17 protein-coding genes are annotated in these 23,659 nt (G+C 69.2%); 5 read left to right on the top strand and 12 right to left on the bottom strand.

Annotated elements, in window-relative coordinates; genetic code table 11:
- Window positions 1-63: 63 nt before the first annotated feature.
- Window positions 64-5,274, top strand: coding sequence for a CLIPPER-2 domain-containing protein (locus QRN44_RS01705; RefSeq protein WP_285038132.1), 5,211 nt, complete (start codon window positions 64-66; stop codon window positions 5,272-5,274).
- A gap of 234 nt (window positions 5,275-5,508) precedes the next feature.
- Here the strand turns inward: QRN44_RS01705 and QRN44_RS01700 are convergent, their stop codons facing one another.
- The 6 genes from QRN44_RS01700 to QRN44_RS01675 form a co-directional block, all read right to left on the bottom strand.
- Window positions 5,509-6,849 (bottom strand): alpha-hydroxy acid oxidase, encoded by a 1,341-nt coding sequence (locus QRN44_RS01700; protein ID WP_079003581.1) that lies wholly within the window; start codon window positions 6,847-6,849, stop codon window positions 5,509-5,511.
- Window positions 6,842-7,678: a FadR/GntR family transcriptional regulator gene (locus QRN44_RS01695; protein ID WP_285038131.1), complete on the bottom strand. Its 837-nt coding sequence runs from the start codon at window positions 7,676-7,678 to the stop codon at window positions 6,842-6,844. The genes QRN44_RS01700 and QRN44_RS01695 overlap by 8 nt, the downstream gene beginning before the upstream one ends.
- A gap of 121 nt (window positions 7,679-7,799) precedes the next feature.
- Window positions 7,800-8,732: a 2-hydroxyacid dehydrogenase gene (locus QRN44_RS01690; protein WP_121292165.1), complete on the bottom strand. Its 933-nt coding sequence runs from the start codon at window positions 8,730-8,732 to the stop codon at window positions 7,800-7,802.
- A gap of 9 nt (window positions 8,733-8,741) precedes the next feature.
- On the bottom strand, window positions 8,742-10,205 hold the full coding sequence (locus tag QRN44_RS01685) for a rhamnulokinase (protein ID WP_285038130.1): 1,464 nt from the start codon (window positions 10,203-10,205) through the stop codon (window positions 8,742-8,744).
- The gene (locus QRN44_RS01680; protein WP_175118046.1) at window positions 10,202-12,241 is read right to left on the bottom strand and encodes a bifunctional aldolase/short-chain dehydrogenase; all 2,040 of its coding nucleotides are present in this window, start codon (window positions 12,239-12,241) and stop codon (window positions 10,202-10,204) included. The genes QRN44_RS01685 and QRN44_RS01680 overlap by 4 nt, the downstream gene beginning before the upstream one ends.
- A 178-nt stretch (window positions 12,242-12,419) precedes the next feature.
- Window positions 12,420-13,178 (bottom strand): DeoR/GlpR family DNA-binding transcription regulator, encoded by a 759-nt coding sequence (locus QRN44_RS01675; protein WP_121292171.1) that lies wholly within the window; start codon window positions 13,176-13,178, stop codon window positions 12,420-12,422.
- Between the two features lie 212 nt (window positions 13,179-13,390).
- Here QRN44_RS01675 and QRN44_RS01670 point away from each other — a divergent pair, with 212 nt between their 5' ends.
- Window positions 13,391-14,182, top strand: coding sequence for an SDR family NAD(P)-dependent oxidoreductase (locus QRN44_RS01670; protein ID WP_121292173.1), 792 nt, complete (start codon window positions 13,391-13,393; stop codon window positions 14,180-14,182).
- 76 nt (window positions 14,183-14,258) lie between these two features.
- Here the strand turns inward: QRN44_RS01670 and QRN44_RS01665 are convergent, their stop codons facing one another.
- Together QRN44_RS01665 and QRN44_RS01660 are read right to left on the bottom strand one after the other, a co-directional pair.
- Entirely contained in the window at window positions 14,259-15,584 is a 1,326-nt protein-coding gene (locus QRN44_RS01665) for an MFS transporter (RefSeq protein ID WP_285038129.1), read from the bottom strand.
- Between the two features lie 153 nt (window positions 15,585-15,737).
- Window positions 15,738-16,328: a TetR/AcrR family transcriptional regulator gene (locus tag QRN44_RS01660; RefSeq protein WP_285038169.1), complete on the bottom strand. Its 591-nt coding sequence runs from the start codon at window positions 16,326-16,328 to the stop codon at window positions 15,738-15,740.
- Between the two features lie 148 nt (window positions 16,329-16,476).
- Here QRN44_RS01660 and QRN44_RS01655 point away from each other — a divergent pair, with 148 nt between their 5' ends.
- Complete coding sequence (locus QRN44_RS01655; RefSeq protein WP_064294873.1) at window positions 16,477-17,310, top strand: alpha/beta fold hydrolase; 834 nt, start codon at window positions 16,477-16,479, stop codon at window positions 17,308-17,310.
- Between the two features lie 163 nt (window positions 17,311-17,473).
- Here the strand turns inward: QRN44_RS01655 and rhaI are convergent, their stop codons facing one another.
- Together rhaI and QRN44_RS01645 are read right to left on the bottom strand one after the other, a co-directional pair.
- Window positions 17,474-18,640 carry an L-rhamnose isomerase gene (gene rhaI / locus QRN44_RS01650; RefSeq protein ID WP_175118044.1) on the bottom strand — a complete coding sequence of 389 codons (1,167 nt, stop codon included), beginning with the start codon at window positions 18,638-18,640 and terminating at the stop codon, window positions 17,474-17,476.
- A gap of 82 nt (window positions 18,641-18,722) precedes the next feature.
- Complete coding sequence (locus tag QRN44_RS01645; protein ID WP_217485399.1) at window positions 18,723-19,082, bottom strand: L-rhamnose mutarotase; 360 nt, start codon at window positions 19,080-19,082, stop codon at window positions 18,723-18,725.
- A gap of 217 nt (window positions 19,083-19,299) precedes the next feature.
- Here QRN44_RS01645 and QRN44_RS01640 point away from each other — a divergent pair, with 217 nt between their 5' ends.
- On the top strand, window positions 19,300-20,592 hold the full coding sequence (locus QRN44_RS01640) for an MFS transporter (protein ID WP_121292178.1): 1,293 nt from the start codon (window positions 19,300-19,302) through the stop codon (window positions 20,590-20,592).
- 18 nt (window positions 20,593-20,610) lie between these two features.
- Here QRN44_RS01640 and QRN44_RS01635 read toward each other — a convergent pair whose 3' ends face one another.
- Window positions 20,611-21,480: an NAD-dependent epimerase/dehydratase family protein gene (locus QRN44_RS01635; RefSeq protein ID WP_121292180.1), complete on the bottom strand. Its 870-nt coding sequence runs from the start codon at window positions 21,478-21,480 to the stop codon at window positions 20,611-20,613.
- Window positions 21,481-21,519: 39 nt separating this feature from the next.
- Between QRN44_RS01635 and QRN44_RS01630 the strand changes: the two genes are divergently transcribed.
- Window positions 21,520-22,128: a DNA alkylation repair protein gene (locus QRN44_RS01630; RefSeq protein WP_175118036.1), complete on the top strand. Its 609-nt coding sequence runs from the start codon at window positions 21,520-21,522 to the stop codon at window positions 22,126-22,128.
- Between the two features lie 47 nt (window positions 22,129-22,175).
- Here the strand turns inward: QRN44_RS01630 and QRN44_RS01625 are convergent, their stop codons facing one another.
- A complete protein-coding gene (locus QRN44_RS01625) occupies window positions 22,176-23,618 on the bottom strand; it encodes an L-fucose/L-arabinose isomerase family protein (RefSeq protein ID WP_285038128.1) in 1,443 nt (480 codons plus the stop codon).
- Window positions 23,619-23,659 lie beyond the last annotated feature (41 nt).

Genomic DNA, 23,659 nt, shown 5'->3' with positions numbered 1-23,659 from the left:
CCTCCCCGACATCCCGTCCCCGTGCGGCCGCCCGGCCGCAATCGTTCTCTCGAAGGAAACAGCATGAAACCCCCTCGCTGGCGTTCGCGCCTGCAACTCATGGCCGGCACCCTGGCCATCACGACCGCGCTCGGTGGTGTGCTCTCGGCGCCGGCTGCGGCGACCACCGACCTCCAAGCCGTCGGCTCGTTCACCGAGTTCAAGCTCTCGATCACGGACGACGGCATCGTCGGCACGCTCGACCCGGCTGCCGACAACGGACTCATCGCGACCGGCTCCTCGGCGATGTTCGCCTGGTCGCTCGGAAGCGACGGACTCACCGACGGTGTCGCCTCGCAGACCCTGCCCGAGGGGTGGGTCTGGGACGAATCGTCCCTCATCAAGTTGAACAACGACTCTCCGACGTTCACCTCCCGCTACGTGCTCGAGGACGGTGGGCGCACGCTCCGTGCGACGATGTCGATCCCCTCGGGGTCACTCGTGACGGTCGACGGTCTCACCGCGACGATGAACGGATTCACGACGGCCCCCGGCACGGTGTACGACGCGACGGTCGTCTACGAGGACGGCACGGGCGCTCGAGAGGCGTCCGGCGGGACGCTCACGACCGTGGGTGAGTACCGGTCGGACCTCACGCCGGTCGGTGGCCAGTCCAACGCGCTCGGCCAGTACGACTTCGGGAACGGTCTGGAGGATGCGATTCCGCTGTCCATCGGCGTACAGCTGACCTCGTTGCTCGAAGCCGGACAGCGGCGGCCCATGGAGATCGACCTCCCGATCGACGTCACCCTGACGTACGACGGTCCCACCGCCGGTGGCGTCGAACTCGAGAGCGACCTTGCGGAAATCGTCTCCGTCGACGGCAAGGAGATCACCCTACGGATCACCTCCCTCCCGATCAGCGACGTGGCTCCCACCCGCCTGGCCATCCGGCCGACCCTCTGGTACCCGAAGGACGACGTCCCTGAGAAGGCGGCCGATGCCATCGTGATCCCCTACACCCTGACGGGTCCCGATTGGACCACCAACGGTGGCTCGACCATCGTCGGTGCGATCGGTGGTCAGTCCTCAGCGCGTCTGACGCAGAACCTGAAGGACGACGAAGAGGGCGGCTGGGTCCTCGCTCCGCCGACGGCGGGCATCTCCGCAGCACGCTACATCTCCGGAACGCCGAGCTATCCGCCGCTCAACGCGTCCCGCTGGACGAGCGTGAGCAACAGTCTGGTGTCGCCGGACGCCGAGCTCTTCTCCGAGGGGACGGTCACCCCGCCGACCCGAGCGGAGTCCGGCCAGACCCGCAGCCAGGGGCTGACGAACCTGGTCACCCACCAGTTCTGGAATCCCGAGGAGGCTCAGTTCGTCCTCGACACCCCCGCCGTGGCTTTCGGTGTCGTCCGCGACAGCACCCTCCAGCAGCAGCCGGCCGACCGGTTCCTCGTCCAGTACACGAACGGAACCGATCAGCAGGACCCCGAGAGCAACGCCTGGTTCGACACGCCGCAGGAGGCCGGAGGCCCCACGGCGATCACCGGAGTGCGCGTGCAGTACCTCGGAGAGAGTTGGCAGAAGGACGTGATCGGGCGTGTTGCCGACTTCAAGCTGTCCGTCCGTGTCCCGTTGGAGGCGCGTGCGCCGGTCGGATCCTGCATCACGATCAACCACACCTGGACGGCGGACGAGACCGGTGCCCGCGGACAGCGGACGAGCACCTGCGTCGAGCTGTTCACCACGAACCACTCGCTGGCAGCGGGTTCGGCCTCGGTCGTCGGCGGCAACTCCGTCGACCAGATCGCGCAGACCGGTCTGGTTCGACCGGCCGGCGCACGCCTCGACGCTGCGCCGATCACCTTCGACGCGGTCCGCACCGAGGTGCGACTCGACTCCGCGGTGACGGCCTTCGACGTGTCGCGCCTCGACCCGGCGTGGCGAGTCGTCGACGTGCGCGAGGCCGACCTCGGCCCCGATGGCCTCCCCGGCACCCGCGACGACCGCGCTCCCGCCTACGTCACGCTCGAGAGCACGGCCCCGGTCGTGCTCGGTGCGTCGTCCACGTCGCTCAAGCCCGTTCGCATCGGCACGACGGTGTCGGTCCAGCGGCCGGTCAAGCCGAACGGTTGGACCAGCGGGACCAACGGCACCCTGTCCACCTTGAGCACCCTCTCCGGCATCGGCGACACTACGCTCCAGGCGTCCTCGCGTGTCAACGTCGTGCAAGTGGACACCCTGTCGCTGAGCGGCGCCGCGGGGAAGCCGCAGATCGAGTCCGACGACACGTCGATCGACTTCACGACCTATTGGTACAACTTCACCCGGAGCAACTACGAGGGCAACGTCGTGTTCCTCGACGTCCTGCCGTACAACGGCGACGCCCGCGGCTCCAGCTTCTCGGGGACCGCCACGCTCCAGAGCCTTCGCCTGTTGGGCGTCGAGCCGGCGACCGTGCAGATCACGACCGCCGATCCTCGCCTCATCGGCGATGCACCCGGCGACGAGGTCGAGTGGGTCGATCTCGCCGAGGACGCCGATCTCTCGTCCGTCACCGCTGTGCGTGTCGTCTACGTCGGGTTCGACTCCACGGCCGCGGGTGGCCTCCGTCTCGACCTCTCGGTGGAGGGGCAGGAGGCGGGAGACGTCTACCAGAACAGCGCCGACGCCTTCTTCGGATCGAACTCGGTCCGTCTCCGGACGCCGAACCAGACGTCCGAGGTCGTCGGCTCCACGGTAAGCGGTGTCGTCTTCGACGACCGGAACGGCGACGGCGTGCAGCAGGCCGACGAGCCCGGCCTGGCCGACGTGAGGCTCGACCTCCGTCCGGCCGGCGGCGATGCGATCGAGCAAAGCTCGACCGCATCGGACGGGACGTTCTCGATCGACGGGCTCGTCTCCAGCCAGGAGTACGAGGTGGTCGTCGACGGCACGACGCTCCCGGCGTCACACCTGCAGACCGCCGGTTGGCAGGATCGCCGAGACGACGTCGCCGGTCCGTTCACGGTCCCGATGGGAAGTGGTCGCGACGACCTCGTGTTCGGGTACCAGACCGTCGACTCGAGCATCGTGCTCGACAAGCGCGCGACGTTGCCCGAGGGTGATCTCAAGGTCGGCTCGGTCATCGACTACACCTTCGTCGCCACGAACAGCGGGCAAGGAACCCTCAGCGACGTCCAGTTGGACGACGACCTCCGGGGCCTGAGCGACCTCACCTTCGACTGGCCCGCCGAATCCGGTGTGCTGGCTGCCGGGGCGACCGTGCAGGCGACGGCGAGCTACACCGTGACGCAGTCCGACATCGACCGTGGTCACCTGACCAACGATGCGACCGTCGCCGGGACCGACGCGCTGGGAAGCGCTGTCAGCGATGACGACAGCATCACCGTCGATCTCGTCACGGGGGCTGCGGTGAAGGTGTCGATCGTGGGCAGCGTGCGCGACGAGGTCGCGGTCGGTGCCGCGGTGGACTGGACCGTCACCGTCGAGAACGCCGGCTTGCCGACGCTGCGTGATGTCGAGGTTCGCGATGGCGAACAGTCGATCGGCAGCTGGGACACCCTCGCGCCCGCGGCGATCGAGATCACCACGTTCGAGACTTCCCTGATCCAGTCCGACATCGATGCCGGCCTGGTATCCCGATCGGTGGAGGTGGAAGGGTTCCACGCTGCGGACGGTTCGTCGGTGACCGATGAGGACAGTGCGGAGGTGCCGCTGGACGTGGCCGGTGCGGTGTCGATCGAGGTGTTGCTGAACGGAGAGGATGTCGTTTCGGCTCCTGGTCCTGAGGTGACGGTCGGCGAGTCGATCGAGTGGACGTACGTGGTCACCAACACCGGTATCCGCACGCTTGCCGACCTGTCCGTTTCGGATTCGTTCGGGTCGGAGCTGGCGGTCATCGAGACGCTCGCCCCTGGCGAGAGCACGGTCATCACGGTGTCGTCCAACGCCGTGTTCGACGAGCAGCTCGTTCGTGCCGTGGTCTCCGGCGTTGAGGCAGGCGATCGGCCGGTCGGTCCGGTGCGTGCTGAGGACGTCAGCTGGTATCAGGGTGTGATCGACTCCTCGATCACGGTCGACGAGCGGGCGATCCTGCCTGACGGCGACCTGGTCGTCGGCTCGGTGATCGAGTTCGAGCTCACCGCGACGAACACGAGCGCCGGCACGGCGCTGACGGAGGTCCAGGTCCGCGACCGGTTCGCGGGCATGGGTGAACCGGACGTGGTGTGGCCGGGCGAGCCCGGGACCTTGCAGCTCGGCGAGTCCGCGGTCGCGACGGTGGAGTACACGCTGACGCAGGCCGACATCGATCGAGGGTCCTTGACCACGGATGCGGTCGCGTCCGGTGTCGACCTCGCCGGTGAGACCGTCGAGGATCGCGACTCGGTGACGATCGATCTGGCAACGGGTGCGGCGGTGGCGGTGTCGATCGTGGGCAGCGTCCGCGACGAGGTCGCGGTCGGTGCCACGGTCGACTGGACCGTGACGGTCGAGAACGCCGGCCTGCCGACGCTGCGGAACGTCGAGGTCCACGACGACGAGCAGACGATCGGGACCTGGGAGTCCCTGGCCCCCGGCTCGATCGAAGTGACCACGTTCGAGACCACGATCACGCAGTCGGACATCGACGCGGGCTTCGTCTTGCGCGAGGTGTCGGCGTCGGGAGCACATGCTGCCGATGGATCGCGCGTCTCCGACGACGACCTGGCCGAAGTGCAGCTGCCGACCGCCGGTGAGATCAGCGTCGAGGTGCTGCTGAACGGCGAAATCGTCGAGGAGGCTCCCGGGCCGGAGATCCTGGCTGCTGACGGCATCACGTGGACGTACATCGTGACGAACACCGGTCCGCGGACACTCACGGACGTCGTCCTCGACGACGGCATGGAGCCCCGGTCAGCCTTGTCCGTCGACGGTGCGCTGGCACCAGGTGCGTCGGTCAGCGTCGATCTCGAGGAGCGCGCCGAGCTCGGCGCACACCACCGGGTCGTCGCGGCGACCGCGGAAGACGGGTCTGGATCGTTCGACGACGGCGTGCAGCCTCGCTCGCTGGTATCCGCCTCCACCGAGTCCTGGTACGTCGGAATCGTCGTACCGGAGACGCCCGAACCGAACACGCCGGCACCCGTCGTCTCGTCCGGATCGACGGACGGTCCGCTCGCGAAGACCGGAGCCGAGGGCGCCTTCCTCGGAGGCGCAGCGGCACTCGCGCTGCTCGGGATCGCCCTGGGCTTCGGCCTCATCGTGCGCCGCCGTCAGCGTGAGGAGGTCGGCTCGGACCTGACGGAATGACGAGACGGTCCTGCCCGGGGTTCGGGCAGGACTGATCGGCCCAGGCCGGCGGCGGGGTCGTCTCATGCGGAAGCGTGAGGCGGCCCCGTGCTCGCGTCGTGCGGCGTTCCGTCTGGCGAGAGCGCGGGACGGAACTGTGCGCCTGCGAGGACGTCCAAGGCCCCGGTCACCAAGCGTGTCGACAAGGATCCTTCGACGCGCGCGGTGACCGGGGCCGGTCGAGTGAGGAGGCGGTTACGCCTTCGCGGCTGCGGGCTTCCGCGCCGGAGCCTTGCGGGCGGGCGACGTCGCGGGCTTCGCTGTTGTGGAGCGTCCGGCACTCAGTGTCGACTGCTCGGGCAGCGGCTGCAGGGTCGTGAACCGCGACAGCTGCGTCACGTGGTGAGGCTGCAGCTCGTCGAGCGACGCGACACCCAGCAGCTTCATCGTGCGCACGATCTCACCCGAGAGGATCTGGATCGCACGATCGACGCCCTCGCGTCCACCGGCCATGAGCCCGTACAGGTAGGCGCGGCCGATGAAGGTGAAGCGCGCACCGAGCGCGACGGAGGCCACGATGTCGGCGCCGTTCATGATGCCGGTGTCGAGGTGCACCTCTGCGTCCTTGCCCACCTCGCGCACGACGCTCGGCAGGAGGTGGAACGGGATCGGCGCGCGGTCGAGCTGGCGGCCGCCGTGGTTGGAGAGCTGGACGGCGTCCGCACCGAGGTCGACGGCGAGCTTCGCATCGGCGACCGACTGGACGCCCTTGACGATGAGCTTGCCCTTCCACTGCTCGCGGATGTACTTGACCTCGTCCGGGCCGACGGTCGGGTCGAACATCGTGTCGATGAGCGCCGCGACGGTTCCCGACCAGCGGTCGAGGCTCGCGAAGGCCAGTGGCTCCGTGGTGAGGAAGTTGATCCACCATGCCGGGCGGGGGAGCGCGTCGACGATGGTCTTCGGGGTGAGCGACGGCGGGATCGTCATGCCGTTGCGGACGTCGCGCAGGCGGGCGCCGCCGACCGGGGTGTCGACCGTCACGACGAGGGTGTCATAGCCCGCCGCGGCCGCGCGATCGACGAGCGCCATCGACCGTTCGCGCTCGCTCCACATGTACAGCTGGAACCAGTTGCGCCCACCGGGTGCCGCCGCCTTGACGTCCTCGATCGAGGTCGTGCCCATGGTCGACAGGGTGAAGGGGATGCCCGCGGCCGCGGCGGCGGAGGCTCCCGCCCGTTCGCCCTCGGTCTGCATCATGCGGGTGAAGCCGGTCGGCGCGATGCCGAAGGGGAACGCGACACGCTCGCCGAGGACGTCCCAGCCGGTGTCGACGTTCGCGACGTTCTTCAGGACGGCCGGGTGGAACTCGATGTCCTGGAACGCCTGCCGTGCCCGAGCCAGCGAGATCTCGCCCTCGGCGGCGCCGTCGGTGTAATCGAAGGGCGCCGTCGGCGTGACCTTCTTCGCGATCGCCCGGAGGTCGCTGATGGTGGTGGCGGCCGCCAGGCGTCGCCGGCGAGCGTTGAACTCCGGCTTCTTGAACTGCATGAGCGGCAGGAGGTCATGGGGCTTGGGGATGCGGCGTTCAACCATGGTCTGTCTCTTCTTTCCGCGAACTGTCGCTTGAGGTGGGTGTCGAGGGGTGCGGACTGTCGTCTTCTGACAGTTCGCGAGCCTGGTAGTAGTTGGTGATGTGGGAGCGGACGGAATCGCGGGCCAGCGGGGCGTCGGCGTGGCGGATCGCCTCCACGATGCCCCGGTGCTCGGCGCGCAGGCGGTCGGCGGTGGCTGACCACGACGCCAGTTGCGGGACACCGGCCAGGACGTAGCGCTCGATCGAGTCGCGGAGGCCGGACATCGTGGCGACGAGGACCTGGTTGCCCTCCGCCTCGGCGAGCGACAGATGGAACTGCGCGTCGAGGGCGAGGAACTCGGCCTCCGTGAGCGTCGACTGGTCCATCGCGTCGAGCAGAGCCTCGGGGTGTGTGAGATCGGGGACGGTCGTTCCGGCGCGCGACGCGAGACTGTGGACGACCGCGGTCTCGATCACGAGCCGGGTGTCGACCACGTCCTGGACGGCGAAGCCTTGCGCGGCCACCTGGAGCCGCATGAGGGTGGCCATGCCGCCGGACGGCGTGGCGACGATGATCGCGCCGGCGGTGGGGCCGGATCCCGTGTGGGTGCGGATGAGTCCCAGGACCTCGAGGACCCGGATCGCCTCGCGGACGCTGGACCGACCGACGCCGAGGTCGATCGCGAGCTGTCGTTCGCCGGGCAGGCGGTCACCGGGGGTGAGGACACCGCTGAGGAGGTCCGACTCGATGCGGGCGAGCACGACCTCCCAGGCCCGGGGCTCCGCCGCTGGGGTGGCGGGCTGCGTCGCCGGGGCCGCGGCCGGCGCGGCCGTCGCTGGTGCGTTCATCGATCCTCCTTCGACACTGCGGTGTGGTCAGACCACAAACCCTACCTCTTGAACCGATTCAACGCGAGCCCTTCGCGCAGATTTCTCTGCGAGGGGGTTTCGGCGGATATCGACGCCCGTCTCAGGTGCGGAGGACGATGTTCTCCGGCTCCTCGTCGGCCAACAGATGTTCGATCTGCCGACGCAGGAGACGCGCCATCCGCGGCAGCATGGCGCTCGTCGCACCCCCGATGTGTGGGGAGACGAGCACGTTCGGCAGGGACCACAGCGGGTGGTCGGCGGGCAGTGGTTCGGGGTCGGTCACGTCGAGCGCCAGTCGGATGCGACCGCTCGTCGCGTGCTCCACCAGGGCGTCGGTGTCGGCGACGGGGCCGCGGGCGACGTTCACGACCAGGGCGTCGTCGGGCAGTGCCGCCAGGAAGTCGTCTCCGATCAAGCCGCGGGTGCTGTCGGTCAGCGGGACGACGACGATGACGATCTCCGCGTGCGGCAGGAGTTCGGGCAGCTCGTCGATGCCGTGGATCGGCCCCCGCTCGTCCTCCCGCGCGCTCGACGCCACCCGGGTGACCTCCACCTCGAACGGAAGCAGGCGCTCCTCGATGGCCGCGCCGACCCCGCCGTACCCGATGAGGAGCACGCGGCGGTCGGCGAGGCTCGGGCGCTGGCTCTGCAGCCATTCGCCCGTCCGCTCGGCTCGCACGAAGTCGGGGATGCCGCGCTGCGAGGCGAGGATGAGCCCGACCGTGAGCTCCGCCGTCGAGGCCTCGTGGACGGTCGCAGCGTTCGCGAGGGTGATGCCCTCCGGGAGGAGGTCCGCAAGGCCGTCGTAACCGATCGACTGCACCTGGACGAGCTTCGGCGTCACCGCGCCGACGTTCGCGAGCGGTTTGTTCGAGCCGAGGTACACGGGCACGACGAGGTCGATGTGCTCGACCGGCGGTTCGGTGCGCAGATCCCATTCGACGAACTCGACGCCCTCGGGGAGGGGTCCCTGCGACAGCACCTCCTCGCGCAGGTCGGAGGGCAGGCTGACGATGAGTGGAGAAGCGGTCATGCTGCGACGCTACCGGCTGACGGTCGTGGAGCCGGCAGGCTTGCGCGGCTCGTAGCGGGTCGGCTCGAAGGAACGGGCGACGAGGGCGCGCAGGGACTCGAGGTCGCCGTCGATGATCCCCACCGCCCTCGCCTGGACGAGGACGTTCCCCAGTGCCGTCGCCTCGACGGGGCCGGCGATGACGGGGATCCCCGCACGGTCGGCCGTCAGCTGGCAGAGGAGCGTGTTCTGGGATCCGCCGCCGACGACGTGGATCGCGCGCACCTGGACCCCGGACAGCTCGGAGGCCGTGTGGACGGCGTCCGCGAACGCCTGCGCCAGGCTCTCGATGATGCACCGGACGAACTCGGCACGGGACTGCGGGACCGCCCGCCCGTGCTCGGTGAGGAACCCGGCGATGCGCGCCGGCAGGTCACCGGGGGCGAGGAACCGGGGGTCGTTCGCATCGAACACCGAGACGGGTGCGTCGACCGCGGCGGCCTGGGCGATGAGCCCGGGGAGGTCGATCGTCTCGCCCCCGCGCTCCCAGGTGCGCACCGACTCGCTCAGGAGCCAGAGTCCCATCACGTTGTGCAGGAAGCGGGTGCGTCCGTCGACGCCGCCCTCGTTCGTGAAGTTCGCCGCTCGACTCGCCTCGGTGAGGACCGGGCGTTCGAGCTCGACCCCGACGAGTCCCCAGGTGCCGCAGGAGATGTAGGCGGCATCCGGGGTCGTCATCGGGACGGCGACGACCGCTGACGCCGTGTCGTGCGAGCCGATGGCGGTGACGGGGGTGGAGGAGGCCAGGCCGACCTCGGCGGCGACCGCTTCGAGGAGCGTCCCGATGCGATCGCCCGGCTGGACGATGGGCGGGAGGATCGTCGCCGGGATGTGGAGCCGGCCGAGGAGCTCGGTGTCCCAGGCGGTCGGTTCGCCGGCGCGGACGAGGCCGGTGGTCGACGCGTTGGTGGCCTCGGCGACACGGGCACCCGTCAGCCAGTGCGCGATGAGGTCGGGCACCAGAAGCGCGGTGTCGGCGACGTCGAGCATGCCGGCGTCGCGCTCGGTCGCGAGTTGGTAGACGGTGTTGAACGGCAGGAACTGCAGGCCGTTCACGCGGTAGAGGTCGGCGAACGGGACCGTTCCGTGGACCGCCTCGACACCTGCAGCCGTCCGTTCGTCGCGGTAGTGGAACGGTGCGCCGAGGAGGCGCCCATGCCGGAGGAGGCCGTAGTCGACCGCCCATGAGTCGATGCCGATGCTCGCCAGGTGCGGCTCCTGCTTCGCTGCGCCCGACAGCCCCGCGATGATCGAGCGGTACAGCTCGAGGATGTTCCAGTGCAGGCCGTCCGGCGTGCGGACGGGCGTGTTCGGGAACCGCGCGACCGGTACGAGGCGCAGCTCGCCGGGGCCGACGTGGCCGAGCATGACCCGCCCGCTCGTGGCCCCGAGGTCGACCGCCGCGACGGTGCCGCTCCGGCCTGCCGCGCTCATCGCAGGAAGGCTGCGGCCACGCCCGCGTCGACGGGGATGTGCAGTCCGGTCGTGTGGCTGAAGTCGCTCGTGCAGATCGCGAAGACCGCGTTCGCGACGTTCTCGGGGACGACCTCGCGCTTGAGGATGGTGCGCTGCGCGTAGAACTTGCCGAGGTCCTGCTCGTCGATGCCGTACGTCTTCGCGCGGTTCGCACCCCAGCCCGAGGCGAAGATGCCGGAGCCGCGGACGACGCCGTCGGGGTTGATGCCGTTCACCTTCACACCGTACTCGCCGAGCTCTGCGGCGAGGAGGCGGACCTGGTGAGCCTGGTCGGCCTTCGTCGCGGAGTAGGCGATGTTGTTCGGGCCGGCGAACACGGAGTTCTTCGACGAGATGTAGACGATGTCGCCGCCGAGCTTCTGGTCGATGAGCACGCGTGCGGCGGCCTTCGAGACGAGGAACGAGCCCTTCGCCATGACGTTGTGCTGGAGGTCCCAGTCCGCCTCGGTGGTTTCGAGGAGCGACTTCGACAGCGACAGACCGGCGTTGTTGACGACGAGGTCGAGCCCGCCGAAGGCCAGGACCGTCTCGTCGATCGCGGCCTGGACGGCGGCCTCGTTCGAGACGTCGGCGGCGATGCCGATCGCGACGTCCGTGGTGCCGAGCTCAGCTGCCGCGGCCTGCGCCTTCTCCAGTGAGAGGTCGGCGATCGCGACGACCGCACCCTCCGCGACGAGACGCGTCGCGATGGCCTTGCCGATGCCGGATGCGGCACCGGTGACGAGCGCGATGCGGGTCGCGAGCGGCTTCGGTTTCGGCATCCGCTGCAGCTTCGCCTCCTCGAGCGCCCAGTACTCGATCGCGAACTTCTCGGCCTCGTCGATCGGCGCGTAGGTCGAGAGTCCCTCGGCGCCGCGCATGACGTTGATGGCGTTGACGTAGAACTCGCCGGCGACGCGGGCGGTCTGCTTGTCCTTGCCGAAGCTGAACATGCCGACGCCCGGGACGAGGACGATGAGCGGGTCGGCACCGCGGATCGCCGGGCTGTCGGCCGTGGCGTGGCGGTCGTAGTAGGCCTGGTAGTCCTCGCGGTACGCCTCGTGCAGCGTGCCGAGACGCTCGATGACCTCCTCGACGGTCGCCGTGGCGGGCAGGTCGACCGTGAGTGGCTTCACCTTGGTGCGGAGGAAGTGGTCGGGGCAGCTCGTGCCCAGCGCGGTGAGGCGTGGGTGCTCAGCCGAGGCCAGGAAGTCGAGGACCTCGGGGCTGTCGGTGAAGTGGCCGACGACGGGGCGGTCGGCGGAGGCGAGCCCGCGGATGGTGGGTGCGAGGGCCGCCGCCTTCGCACGACGCTCGGCCTCGGGGAGGGCCGCGTAGCCGTCGAGCGCCGGGCCGAACGGCTCGGGGCGGGAGTTCGCCTCGATGTACGCTGCCGCGGTGTCGATGATCCACAGCGAGTTGGCTTCGGCCTCCTCGGAGGTGTCGCCCCAGGCGGTGATGCCGTGCCCGCCGAGGATGGTGCCGACCGCCTGCGGGTTGTCGGCCTTGATGGCGGCGATGTCGAGGCCGAGCTGGAAGCCGGGGCGACGCCATGGGACCCACACGACCTTGTCGCCGAAGATCTTCGCGGTGAGTTCGGGGCCATCGGCGGCGGTCGCGATGGCGATGCCGGAGTCGGGGTGCAGGTGGTCGACGTGGGCCGCGTCGACGAGGCCGTGCATGGCGGTGTCGATCGACGGGGCCGCGCCACCCTTGCCGTGCAGGGTGTAGTCGAAGGCGGCGACCATCTCGTCTTCGCGGTCGAGGCCGGGGTAGACGTCCTGCAGGGCGCGCATGCGGTCGAGGCGGAGGACCGCGAGACCCTCGGGCTTGAGCGTGCCGAGGTCGCCGCCCGATCCCTTGACCCAGAGGAGCTCGACCGGCTCGCCCGTGACGGGGTCGATCTCGGTGCCCTTGGCCGAGGTGTTGCCGCCGGCGTAGTTGGTGTTCTTCGGGTCGCTCCCGAGGCGGTTGCTGCGGGCGATGAGCTCGGCAGCGGTTGGGTTCACGGACATTCGCACTCCTTCGTCGGGGCACGTCCGTGCCCAGTGTTCGATCGTGTTAAGTGTCACACGAAGTGACAGATCTCGCAATGGCGGATGTCCCGATCTCAGGAGGGCTGTGGCGCGTTACGATCGTCGCGGAGCGACGCGCGGGGTGACTCCTGAGAACGGGACGTGTGGGGCCGGGTGCTCAGAGGAGTTCGACGGCGTCGCGGTAGGCGTCGAGTGCAGGGTCGGTGGGGTCGAGTTCCGTGACGAGGAGGTCGACGTCCGCCAGGGCGAAGCCGACCGCCATCGCGCGCTGTCCCAGCTTCGAGGACGCGGCGACGAGGATCGTCTCGTCCGAGGAGCGGGCGAAGGCCTGCTTGACCTGCGCCTCCTCGAGGGTGACCTCCGAACTGCCGACGGTCGAGTCGATCGCGGCGGCCGACAGGAAGAAGCGCCGGTAGAGCACCGACGACGCCGCCTGGCAGGCGATGGGGCCGATGAAGCTGTCGGTGCGCGGCTCGGCCTGGCCGCCGACGAGGATGGCCGTGATCTCGCGGTTCGCGCCGGCGAGGAGGAAGTTCGGGTAGGAGTTGGTCGCCACCGTGAGCGTCGACTCGCCGAGCAGTCGACTGATGCCGCCGGCCGTGCTGGAGGCGTCGATCGCGATCGCGCCGTCCGTCGGGATGAGTGACCGGAGCTTCTCGACGATGGCACCCTTCTCGCGGACGCCCGTCGCGGACCGCTCGGTGAAGGTCCTCGGGCGCAGGGTCGGTATCGCCCCGCCGCGGACGCGCCGCACCAGGCCGAGCTGCTCCAGGTCGGCGAGGTCGCGTCGCACGGTCATCGAGGACACGTCGAGCTCCGCAGCCGCGTCGTCGAGGCGGATGCTGCCGTCGCGTTCGAGGATCGCGGTGAGCCGGGTCCGCCGTTCCTCGGCGCCGAGCGTGCCGGTCGTGGCCATGCCGCCCCCTGTCCTTCGGTGTCGGACGTGTCCGTTCGTGTCCGTGTGAACAGGATGTCACAGCGGGGGAGGATGCCGAACGGTTCCTAACTCAGGAGCACTCCGGCGCGTCGCCGATATGAACCGGCGTGGCGTGCGCGGCGCGCCGCGAGCGTCCTGAGTTACGGACGAGTCAAAAATATATGAGCTTCTGGAACTTCTAGACTGGCGCCATGGAAACCACACACGAACCAGTCCTCGCCGGTCGCACGGCGATCATCACCGGAGGCGCCCGTGGGCTCGGGCTCGCGATGGCCACGGCGCTCGCCGAGGCCGGCGCCCAGGTCGCCCTGCTCGACCGTTTGGAGTCGGTGGCCGATGCCGCGTCGGTCCTCGATGCGCAGGTCTCGCCCGGGGTGATCGGGCTCCCGGTCGACGTCACCGACGAGGGGTCCGTGAACGCCGCGCTCGACCACGTCGCGGATACCCTCGGGACGCCCGACATCCTCGTCAACAGTGCCGGGATGACGCACGGCGTCCGCGCGATCGACACCGAGGTGGCCGATTGGGACCGACTCTTCCGGGTGAACGTCACCGGGACCTTCCTCGTGTCCCGGCAGTTCGCGCGACGCTTCGTCGCCGACCGTCGCGACGCGGGTCACCTCGCGAGCATCGTGAACGTGTCCTCGATGTCCGCCTTCGCCGTGAACGTGCCGCAGACGCAGGCCGCATACAACGCCTCGAAGGCCGCCGTCTCCATGCTCACGAGCAGTCTCGCGATCGAGTGGTTGCCGCTGGGGATCCGGGTCAACGCCATCGCGCCGGGCTACTTCGCGAGCGACATGACGCGCGACTTCGTCGCCGCCAATCCGGACATGGCCGAGGACTGGGTGTCGCGGATCCCGGCCGGCCGGATGGGTGAGCCGGACGAGCTCGGCGACCTCGTCGTCTACCTCGCCGGAGAGCGCTCCTCCTACGTCGTCGGGCAGAGCTTCCGGATCGACGGCGGATACACACTCGTCTGACGGGCGGTGACGGCGACGGCCCGGAGTGCATCGGAGGGATGCGCGCCGGGCCGTCGCTGTGTCGGGCCGTCCTGGCTCAGTGCTGCGACACCGTCGGGATGCTCCGCGTCGTCTCCGCCTTCGCCAGGGCGTCCTGGTCGACCCGCATCAGGAACGTCACCGCGAACCCGACGAGATAGGTGCAGGCGAGCGCGATGACGGTCGCCGTGGTGCCGAAGGACGTCCAGAGCAGGGTGACGAGCAGCGACCCGACGAACTGGGAGAGTCCGGCGGAGAGGTTGAGGAGTGCGACCGCGCCGCCGCGGTGGTTCGGCTCGAGCGCCGGCATGAGCGCCGATAGCGGGACGTAGGCCGCGACCGCGAACCCGAACATGACGACGCCGATCCCCGTGAGCCAGGGGTTCGGCCCGACGACGAGCGGGATGAAGTAGAGCAGGAGCGTGGACGCGAACATGCCGAGGCTCCCGAACCAGCGGACGGTGCGGATCCAGCCGATGCGGTCGCCGAGGATGCCCCAGAGGAGGTTCGTGAACACCGTCACGATGTAGACGAGCCCCCACAGCTGCAGCCAGGTGCCCTGCTCGAAGCCGATGTCGCGGACGAAGACGATCGGCAGCATGACGATGAATCCGTAGAGCGAGATCTGGTTGATGACGCGCTGGAGCATGCCGTAGGCGAGCTGGACGTTCCGGAACGGGAGGCCGAGTGTGGTCACGAGGGTCTCGCCCAGGCCGCGGAGTGTGCGGGGCTCGGAGGTCTCCGGTCCCTTGCCGCGCACGAGGACGGCCGCCAGCACGCCGCCCACGGCGATGAAGGCGATCGCGCCCCACATCGTCTCGACGGCTCCGAACGCCGGGATGGTGAAGCTCGGCAGATAGGACCCGAACACGCCGACGCCGATCGAGTACGAACACCAGAACCAGCCCATCGCGGACGAGAGTTTGTCCTGCGGGGCGGCGTAGGAGATCCACACGACGAATCCGAACACGAACAGCGGGTAGGCGACGGCACGGATGGCGTACATCACCAGCATCATCGCGAAGTCGTGCTGCATGATGCCGAAGTACACGAAGCCGGCGTGGAAGACGATCCACCCCGCGGCGGCGGCGATCATGACGCGCCGCGGTCCGAAGTACTCGGCCAGCACACCGGAGGCGAACGCACCGATCGCGACGATCAGGCCGTAGACGGTGAAGAGCGAGCCCACCTGGTCGGTGCTGAAGCCCTCGCTGGTGACGAGGAAGTCCGAGAGGAACGCCTGCTCGAGTCCGTCGCCGGTCATGAAGAAGGCGATCGCGACGTATCCCCAGAGCAGCGGGCCGGACAGGCCGAGAAAGGCCTTCGGTGGTCGGGTGCCGGGGGATTCGATGCTGGGTGCAGGTGTGCCGTTTGGTGAGGACATGCTCTCTCTCCATTGAGGTGGGACGCGACGATGGCGCGGGGAACCAGGGGGAAGTCTGAGCAGAAAATATATCAGAGTGTGGCCTGACCACAGCCGTTCGCCCCTTTCTGGGCAAACGAGGTTTCGTTCGCCCGGAAATGGGCAAACGAATCGCTAGGCGGCGGCGTCGATGAGCGTCTCGGCGGCGCGACGAGCGTGCAGCGCAGCCTCGGGGGAACCCGTGATGGCGGCGGTGGTCTGGGCGCCCTCGGCGAGGATCGCGAGCTGGGGTGCGAGTGATGCCGGCGCGCCGGCGTCGGCGACGAGGTCGGCGACGTAGTCCTGGAAGGACGCCTTGTGTTCGCGGGTGATGGTGGCGACCGCCGGTGAGACGCCCCCGAGCTCCCCGAAGGTGTTGATGAATCCGCAGCCGCGGAACGAGTCGTCACTGAACCAGCCGGCCAGATAGTCGTAGATCGCGAGGAGGCGGTCTCGGGGCGTTTCGGCGTCGTCCACGAGGGCGCTGACGCCGGTGGTCCAGATCTCGTGCCGGTGCTCCATGACCGCGAGGACGATGTCCTCCTTGCTCGGGAACTCCGAGTAGAGGCGCTTCAGCGATACGCCTGCCGCCGAGCGCAGCTCGTCCATGCCGACGGACTGGATGCCCTTCGCGTAGTACAGGCGGTCGGCGGCGTCGACGATGATGTCGCGCACGGAGGCCGGCGCAGCGGGTGCGACCGCCGGGCTCGGCGACGCGATGGTCATCGTCTGTTCGCTGGTCATTCCATCAGTGTACTTGCATTGAGAACGATCGTTCCCTATGCTGAGGGACACCGAAGAGAACGCTCGTTCTCAATTCGGGGCGTGGAACCGGGCGACGAGTCCGGACGCCGAAGACGAAAGGAATCGAACCATGTCGTTCATCACCGTCGGAACCGAGAACAGCACCTCCGTGGAGCTCTACGTCGAGGATCACGGCAGCGGCCAGCCCGTCGTCCTCATCCACGGCTACCCCCTCGACGGCTCGTCGTGGGAGAAGCAGACCGCGGCGCTCCTCGACGCCGGCTACCGCGTCATCACCTACGACCGCCGCGGTTTCGGCAAGTCCTCCAAGCCCACCGAGGGCTACGACTACGACACCTTCGCCGCCGATCTCAAGGCCGTCGTCGACGGGCTCGACCTCCACGACGCGGTCCTGGTCGGCTTCTCGATGGGCACCGGCGAGGTCGGCCGCTACCTCGGCACCTACGGCTCGGAGCGCGTCGCGAAGGCCGTCTTCCTCGGATCGCTCGAGCCGTACCTGCTGCAGACCGATGACAACCCGACGGGCGTCCCGCAGGACGTGTTCGACGGGCTCCTCGCCGCCGTCACCGACGACCGCTACGCGTTCTTCACGAGCTTCTTCGAGAACTTCTTCAACACGGACGAGAACCTCGGCTCGCGCCTGAGCGAGGAGGCGCTGCGGGCCAACACGCAGCTCGCCTACAATGCGTCGCCGTACGCGTCGGTCGCGGCGCAGCCGACCTGGCTGACCGACTTCCGGGCCGATGTCGCGAAGATCGACGTCCCGTCGCTCATCGTCCACGGCACCGGCGACCGCGTCCTGCCGATCGACTCCACCGGTCGCGTGTTCGCGAAGGCGCTGCCCTCTGCCGAGTACGTCGAGATCGAGGGCGCCCCGCACGGCATGCTCTGGACCCACTACCGCGAGGTCAACGAGCAGCTGCTCGCTTTCCTCGCGAAGTAGTCGGCTCGGTCGGCTCGCAATTCAGGTCCGTTCCGGCGCGTCGGCGAACTCGGCCGGCGCGCCCGTGGTGACACGCCGCGCGCGTCCTGAGTTGTGAACGTCCGGATGTGGATGAAGCCCCGCGACCGGGTCGGTCGCGGGGCTTCATCGTGCTCGGGTGTGCCTAGGCGCCCCAGCTCGCCTGCGTCCCGCCGACGCGCTCCTCCGCGATGTGCTGCTGGTAGCCCGAGGCCAGGTAGGCGCCGAACGGGTCGGCGGGCAGGCCGCGGCTCTCGCGCCAGGCGGCGAGCGGACCGCGGACGTCGGTGTAGAACGCGTCCATGAGGATGCCGTTGGCGCCGAGGACGTCGCCGGCCTCCTGTGCCGCCGTCAGTGCGTCGCGGTCGACGAGCAGTGCGCGCGCGGTCATCTCCTGCACGTTCAGCACCGAGCGGATCTGACCGGGGATCTTGTCCTCCACGTTGTGGCACTGGTCGAGCATGAACGCGACCGGCGAGTCGTCGTCGAGGCCGCCGCCGCGGACGACCTCGTAGAGGATCCGGAACAGCTGGAACGGGTCGGCTGCACCGACGATGAGGTCGTCGTCGGCGTAGAAGCGCGAGTTGAAGTCGAACGAGCCGAGCTTCCCGAGACGCAGGAGCTGGGCGACGATGAACTCGATGTTCGTGCCAGGCGCGTGGTGGCCGGTGTCGAGGCAGACGAGGGCCTGGTCGCCGAGCTGGGCCACCTGGGCGTAGGACGTTCCCCAGTCGGGGACGTCGGTGTGATAGAACGCCGGCTCGAAGAACTTGTACTCGAGCACGAGTCGCTGCTCCTCGCCGAGGCGGGCGTAGATCTGCTGGAGCGAGTCGGCCAAGCGGTCCTGCCGGCCGCGGATGTCCTGCTGGCCCGGGTAGTTGCTGCCGTCGGCGAGCCAGATCTTGAGGTCCTGCGAGCCGGTCGCGTGCATGACGTCGATGCAGGCGAAGTGGTGGTCGATCGCCTTCTGACGGATCACCGGGTTGCTGTGGGTCAGGCTGCCGAACTTGTAGTCCTCGTCCTGGAAGGTGTTCGAGTTGATCGTGCCGAGCGCGACGCCGTGGTCCTCGGCGTAGCGACGGAGCGCGCTGAAGTCGTCCACGAGGTCCCACGGGATGTGGAGTGCGACCTTCGGCGCGAGGGCGGTGAACTCGTGCACCTTGGCGGCGTCGGCGATCTTCTCCTCGGGCGTCCGCGGGGTGCCGGGCGTCGTGAACACCTTGAAGCGGGTGCCGGAGTTGCCGAACGCCCAGGAGGGGAGTTCGATCGCCTGCTTCTCGAGCAGGGGGGTGATGGTGTCGAAACTGGTCATGGTCACTTCTCTGTGCGTGTTCCGGTGGTCTTGGGCGCGTTCACGGCGCTGACTGCAGCATACGTGAATCGTTTCAATGATGCTACTCGTGCAGGGCGGCGAGCTGGTCCTCGAGGTGGAACACCTCGGTGAGTCGAAGGAAGCCCTGGTCGGGTGGCAGGTCGAGGTCGACGAAGAACTCACCCATCTCGGCCTGCCAGCGCGCGTTGACCTCGGTCTCGGCCATGCCGGCCTGGGCCGCTTCAAGGGAGGCCGTCTCGAAGTACCCGATGAGGAGGCCGTCGTCGCGGACGAAGAGCGAGTAGTTGTGCCAGCCGGTGTCGGCGAGGGCCCGCAGCATGTCCGGCCAGACGGCGGCATGGCGTTCGCGGTACTCCGCGAGGCGCTCGGGTTTGACCTGGAGCTGGAAGCACACGCGGTGCAGGGGTCGGGCACTCGTCATCGAGGCGCACCTTTCGGTTCGGTTCACGGACACTCTGAATCGATTCAGAGGATCGCAAGCAGCGTATCCGGGCGATCGGCCGCGGGTCAACGGACCGGCTGACCGGACGTCTGAAGATCTGGACAGGGTGCATCGACCGTTCGGCGTTCAGGGCGTGCCCGTCGTCCGCGACGATCACCCCTGGACACCCCGGAGCGAAGTCCCTAGCGTGGAACGCATGGCTGCCGACGACGCGCCACCCGATGCACCCACGATCGACGGTTCCGACGGTTCGGAGGAGACGACCGTCGCCTCGGAGAGCCCGCACTGGCGTCGCGACGTCGCGGTGTTCCTGTCCGGCCAGACGGTCTCGCTGTTCGGCTCGATGCTCGTGCAGTACGCGATCATGTGGCACCTCACGCTCGAGACGAAGTCCGGTGTGGTGCTCGCGTTCGCCGCCGTCGCGGGGTTCCTGCCGCAGGCGATCGTGTCGATCTTCGGCGGGGTGTGGGCCGACCGCATGAACCGCAAGCTGCTCATCATCGCAGCCGACGGCTCGATCGCCATCACGACCCTCGCGCTCGCGATCTTCCTCATCAACGGCGCCGCCGAGCTCTGGCTCATCTTCCTCACGCTCGCGATCCGCTCGGTCGGCGCGGGCATCCAGATGCCGGCGGTCTCCGCACTCATTCCGCAGATCACGCCGACCGACAAGCTCATGCGGGTCAACGGCATCAACGGCTCCATCCAGTCGGCCATGATGCTCGTCGCACCGGCTGCGGCCGGCGCGCTGTACGCGAGCGCGTCGCTCGTCGCGATCTTCTTCGTCGACGTCGTCACGGCCGCCATCGGGATCGGGTTGCTGCTGCTCGTGCCGGTGCGGACGCTCGTCCGGTCGGGCGAGCGCCCCGGCTACTTCGCCGACCTCACCGAGGGTGTGCGCTACGTCTGGCACCACGGCTTCGTGCGCTGGTTGCTCATCCTCTTCGCGATCGTGTTCCTGCTGATCGTCGCGCCGTCCTACCTCACGCCGCTCATGATCGCCCGCTCCTTCGGTGACGAGGTGTGGATGCTGACCGTGAACGAACTCGCCTTCAGCGTCGGCATGGTCGGCGGGGGAGCGATCATCGCGATCTGGGGCGGCACCAGGAACCGCGTGCTCCTCATCGTCGGCTCCTCGGTGGTGTTCGGGGCGCTGTCCATCGGCCTCGGACTCTCGACGAACCTCTGGGTCTTCTTCGGCTTCATGTTCCTGCTCGGGCTCGCGGTGCCGTTCTTCTCGACGACGTCGATGACCCTCCTGCAGGAGCGCGTCCAGCCGGAGCGGCAGGGTCGCGTGTTCGGGTTCGTCGGCATCGTCATGGCGGTGTCGATGCCGCTCGGGATGATCGTGTTCGGGCCGCTCGCCGACGTCGTGTCCGTCGAAGTGCTCCTCGTCGTCGCCGGCGTGCTCACCTTCGTGGTGCTCGCCGTCGCCGTGCTCGTGCCGTCCGGGCGACGGGCGATGGCCGAGGTGACGAAGCAGCCGTGATCCGCTCCGGTCGTCCGGTCAGGGGAGCTGCGCCGAGTAGCCCTCGCGATAGGTGGGATAGCGGTAGGTGAATCCGGTGTCGCGGAGGGCGACCGCCGTGATGCGCTTGCCGCGGTGCGGTTCTTCCGGGGTGCGTCCGGCGTCGTCGAGCGTCGGGGGAGCGACGCCGAGTCGATCGGCGAGGAAATCGGCGACCGTCGACAGCAGGACCGGCTCCTCGTCGATGCCCGCCACGACCGGCGGGAGCGATGCCGCCGGCAGGTCGAGCAGGTGCACGATCACGGCAGCGGCGTCGTCACGGTGGATGCGATTGGTCCAGCCGGACGGCCGGGTGACGCGGCCGTCGCGGACCTGGTCGACGAACATCGTGGCCGTCGGGCCGTAGAGACCGCCGAAGCGGATGGTGCTCGCCTCGGGCACGGCGGCGAGGACTGACTCCTCGGCCGCGAGCAGGGCGCGTGCGGTGCCGGTGGTCGGGACGGCCGGCGTGGTGTCGTCGATCGTCTCCCCACCGTCCTCGCCCCACACCGCGGTCGACGAGACGAACAGGATGCGGGGTGGGGTGCCGGGGAGCGCGGCTACGGCAGCGAGGAGGTGCCCGACACCGTCGCGGTAGAGGGCGTCATAGGCCTCGACCGAGCGTGCCCGGGGCGCAAGGGCCACCACGATCGCCGTCGTCTCCACAGGGAGATCGGGGGCGGAGGTCGTGAGGTCGCGGAGCTGGAGCGTGAAGCGCCCCTCGACCGAACCGGGCGCTGGGTTCGGCTCGGGGGCCGGGTTCGACTCGGGCGCCGTGCGCTTCACGCCGACGACGTCCTCCCCACGGGCCAGGAGCCTCCCGGCGACGTCCGAGCCGAGCTGTCCGAGTCCCACGATCACGACGGTCATCGCTCCACCGTACCCGGCGCCAGGGGTGAGAATGGTGGGATGAGTGCTGCGGGGGAGTTCATCGACGCGGCGCTCCAATACGAGGGCGACGGCTATCGCGCAGCGGACGTGGCCGAGCGGCTGGGCGACGGACTTCAGTCCTACGGGTCCTCGGTCGGTGCGGTCCGCGGCACCGTGCGGGACGCGCTCCGGAAGTTCCGCGGGCTGGAGCACGACGAGCTGACAGCCCTCGCCTCGGAGCTGTGGGCCGTGCCGGTCTTCGAGCGCCGGCTCGCCGCGATCGTCCTGCTGCAGTCGAGCGTCCCGGTGCTCAAGCACACCGACCTGACGCGGATCGAAGGTTTCGTCCGCGCCGGTCGGGTGCCCGAGCTCGCCGACCCGCTGGCCGCCGACGTCATCGGACCGCTCCTGGAGCGCCTCGACGGGACGCCCCGGACCAAGGCCGAGAGCGTCCTCGACCGCTGGATGCAGGACGAGCCCTGGTTGCGACGTGCGGCGCTGCTCGCCCCGATCCGCGAGCTCGGTGCGGGTGGAGGCGATGTCGATCGCGCCACCCGTCGGCTGGCCGTCGCCCTGGACGGCTTGCAGCGGCCGGCGCCGATCGCCGTGGTGGAGCCCGCGATGGAGCGTCTTCGCGCCGTGCTCTGATCCGTCCTGTCGCGAGGTCCGCGTTCGACTCAGAGACCGACGGCGCCTCACACCTGGCGGAAGTCGATCCCCAGGAGGCTGGCCGCAGCCCGGTAGTCCGCCGCCCGGTGCCCGAGCGACAGCGACCAGTGGTGCCCGATACCGGTCGCGCTCCACTCGTCCACCCAGACCCCCGGGTCGCGCCCGAAGTCGACGCGGCTCGTCGTGTTGCCGATCGCGAGCAGTGGGCCGGGGACGACCTCGCCCTCTGATGCGACGAAGGCGAGCGAGCCGTCGCGGTCCTGCCCCAACCCCAGCAGCGTGACCGGCCCGTGCCGCACGTCGAACTCGACGCTCACACCCCAGCCGCGCTTGCCGTGGTAGACCCCGAGTCCGCGCAGCAGCGGGTCGCGGGAGCTGACGGCGAGGTGCGCCGGTCCGTCGTGTCCCATCTCGACGACTCCGTCCTCGAAGTCCAGCGCCTGGATCTCGCAGAACGACCCACCGGCGCCGACGACCTGGGTCGCGAGCTGTGCGACCGTCGTCCGCAGCTCGTACTCGCCGGTCGTGGGGACACCGCGAGCGGTGAGGAGGGACGCGCCGAGGATCATGCCGGCGCCGAGTCGCTCGTGCTGTTCGCCGTCGCGACCCCGGTGGTAGTAGGCGAGGCTGTCGAGCGCGAACTCGTCGACGAGCCGGTCGAGCCCGACCGACACCTTCGCTCCCCACGCGAAGTCGTCCTCGATCACCGTGTCGTCGAGGGTGAAGATCTCCCTGGCGAGGGCCATGCGGTCGGCGACCTCGGCATCGGTCACCTCGTCGACGAGGACCCGGAGGTCGTCGAACTCCACGACCTCGACGTGCGAGCCGAAGGTGGTCGGCAGGAGGGTGAGGTCGGTGGAGACGTCGAGCATGCCGGGGTAGACGTGGCCCATGAGGCCGTGGCGGGCGTGACGGAGGGCTGCGCGGACGTGCGCCGCCTGGATCCACTGCGAGATGCGGTCCCACGCCGACTCCTGACGCAGCCACCCCGACACCGAGCGGAACGGGATGCCCGCCCGACGGAAGACGTTGCCGACCTCGGGCACGGGGCACTGCCCGCAGTAGGCGAGCCAGGCGCCGGTGTCGAAGCTCGCGTGGTCCATCCGCTCGGTCGGCTGCAGGTCGACGACGAGGACCGGGGTGTTCGCGCGCTGGGCGATCGGCAGGACCATCGAGGAGGTGAGGTAGGTGGTGAGGAACAGGACGATGAGGTCGCAGTCGCCCTGTCGGAGCTGTTCCGCCGCGGCGTCGCCCTCCTGCGCGTCCGAGATGAAGCCGACGTCGACGACCTCGGCATCCATCTGCTGGAAGCGTTCCGAGACGTACCGGGCCGATTCCTGGAGCTGGGGGAGCAGCTCCGGGAACTGCGGCCAGTAGGTACCGAGGCCGCCGGCGACGAGGCCGATGCGGGGCTTCCGCCGTGCCTTCGGAGTGAGGAGCGGGTGGACGGCTGCTGCGGTGTGGGTCATCGTCGATCCTTGGATGGGTGCGGGTACGGGATTATTTAATC

This window comes from Plantibacter sp. lyk4-40-MEA-4, from assembly GCF_030209415.1.
Lineage (GTDB): Bacteria > Actinomycetota > Actinomycetes > Actinomycetales > Microbacteriaceae > Plantibacter > Plantibacter flavus_A.
This window is presented reverse-complemented; position numbering and strand designations above follow the sequence as displayed.

What these genes read in the sequence shown, in the direction of transcription:
- QRN44_RS01705 (WP_285038132.1), top strand. Translation starts at nt 64, where the DNA reads ATGAAACCCCCTCGCTGGCGTTCGCGCCTGCAACTCATGGCCGGCACC.
- QRN44_RS01700 (WP_079003581.1), bottom strand. Translation starts at nt 6,849, where the DNA reads ATGGTTGAACGCCGCATCCCCAAGCCCCATGACCTCCTGCCGCTCATG.
- QRN44_RS01695 (WP_285038131.1), bottom strand. Translation starts at nt 7,678, where the DNA reads ATGAACGCACCAGCGACGGCCGCGCCGGCCGCGGCCCCGGCGACGCAG.
- QRN44_RS01690 (WP_121292165.1), bottom strand. Translation starts at nt 8,732, where the DNA reads ATGACCGCTTCTCCACTCATCGTCAGCCTGCCCTCCGACCTGCGCGAG.
- QRN44_RS01685 (WP_285038130.1), bottom strand. Translation starts at nt 10,205, where the DNA reads ATGAGCGCGGCAGGCCGGAGCGGCACCGTCGCGGCGGTCGACCTCGGG.
- QRN44_RS01680 (WP_175118046.1), bottom strand. Translation starts at nt 12,241, where the DNA reads ATGTCCGTGAACCCAACCGCTGCCGAGCTCATCGCCCGCAGCAACCGC.
- QRN44_RS01675 (WP_121292171.1), bottom strand. Translation starts at nt 13,178, where the DNA reads ATGGCCACGACCGGCACGCTCGGCGCCGAGGAACGGCGGACCCGGCTC.
- QRN44_RS01670 (WP_121292173.1), top strand. Translation starts at nt 13,391, where the DNA reads ATGGAAACCACACACGAACCAGTCCTCGCCGGTCGCACGGCGATCATC.
- QRN44_RS01665 (WP_285038129.1), bottom strand. Translation starts at nt 15,584, where the DNA reads ATGTCCTCACCAAACGGCACACCTGCACCCAGCATCGAATCCCCCGGC.
- QRN44_RS01660 (WP_285038169.1), bottom strand. Translation starts at nt 16,328, where the DNA reads ATGACCATCGCGTCGCCGAGCCCGGCGGTCGCACCCGCTGCGCCGGCC.
- QRN44_RS01655 (WP_064294873.1), top strand. Translation starts at nt 16,477, where the DNA reads ATGTCGTTCATCACCGTCGGAACCGAGAACAGCACCTCCGTGGAGCTC.
- rhaI (WP_175118044.1), bottom strand. Translation starts at nt 18,640, where the DNA reads ATGACCAGTTTCGACACCATCACCCCCCTGCTCGAGAAGCAGGCGATC.
- QRN44_RS01645 (WP_217485399.1), bottom strand. Translation starts at nt 19,082, where the DNA reads ATGACGAGTGCCCGACCCCTGCACCGCGTGTGCTTCCAGCTCCAGGTC.
- QRN44_RS01640 (WP_121292178.1), top strand. Translation starts at nt 19,300, where the DNA reads ATGGCTGCCGACGACGCGCCACCCGATGCACCCACGATCGACGGTTCC.
- QRN44_RS01635 (WP_121292180.1), bottom strand. Translation starts at nt 21,480, where the DNA reads ATGACCGTCGTGATCGTGGGACTCGGACAGCTCGGCTCGGACGTCGCC.
- QRN44_RS01630 (WP_175118036.1), top strand. Translation starts at nt 21,520, where the DNA reads ATGAGTGCTGCGGGGGAGTTCATCGACGCGGCGCTCCAATACGAGGGC.
- QRN44_RS01625 (WP_285038128.1), bottom strand. Translation starts at nt 23,618, where the DNA reads ATGACCCACACCGCAGCAGCCGTCCACCCGCTCCTCACTCCGAAGGCA.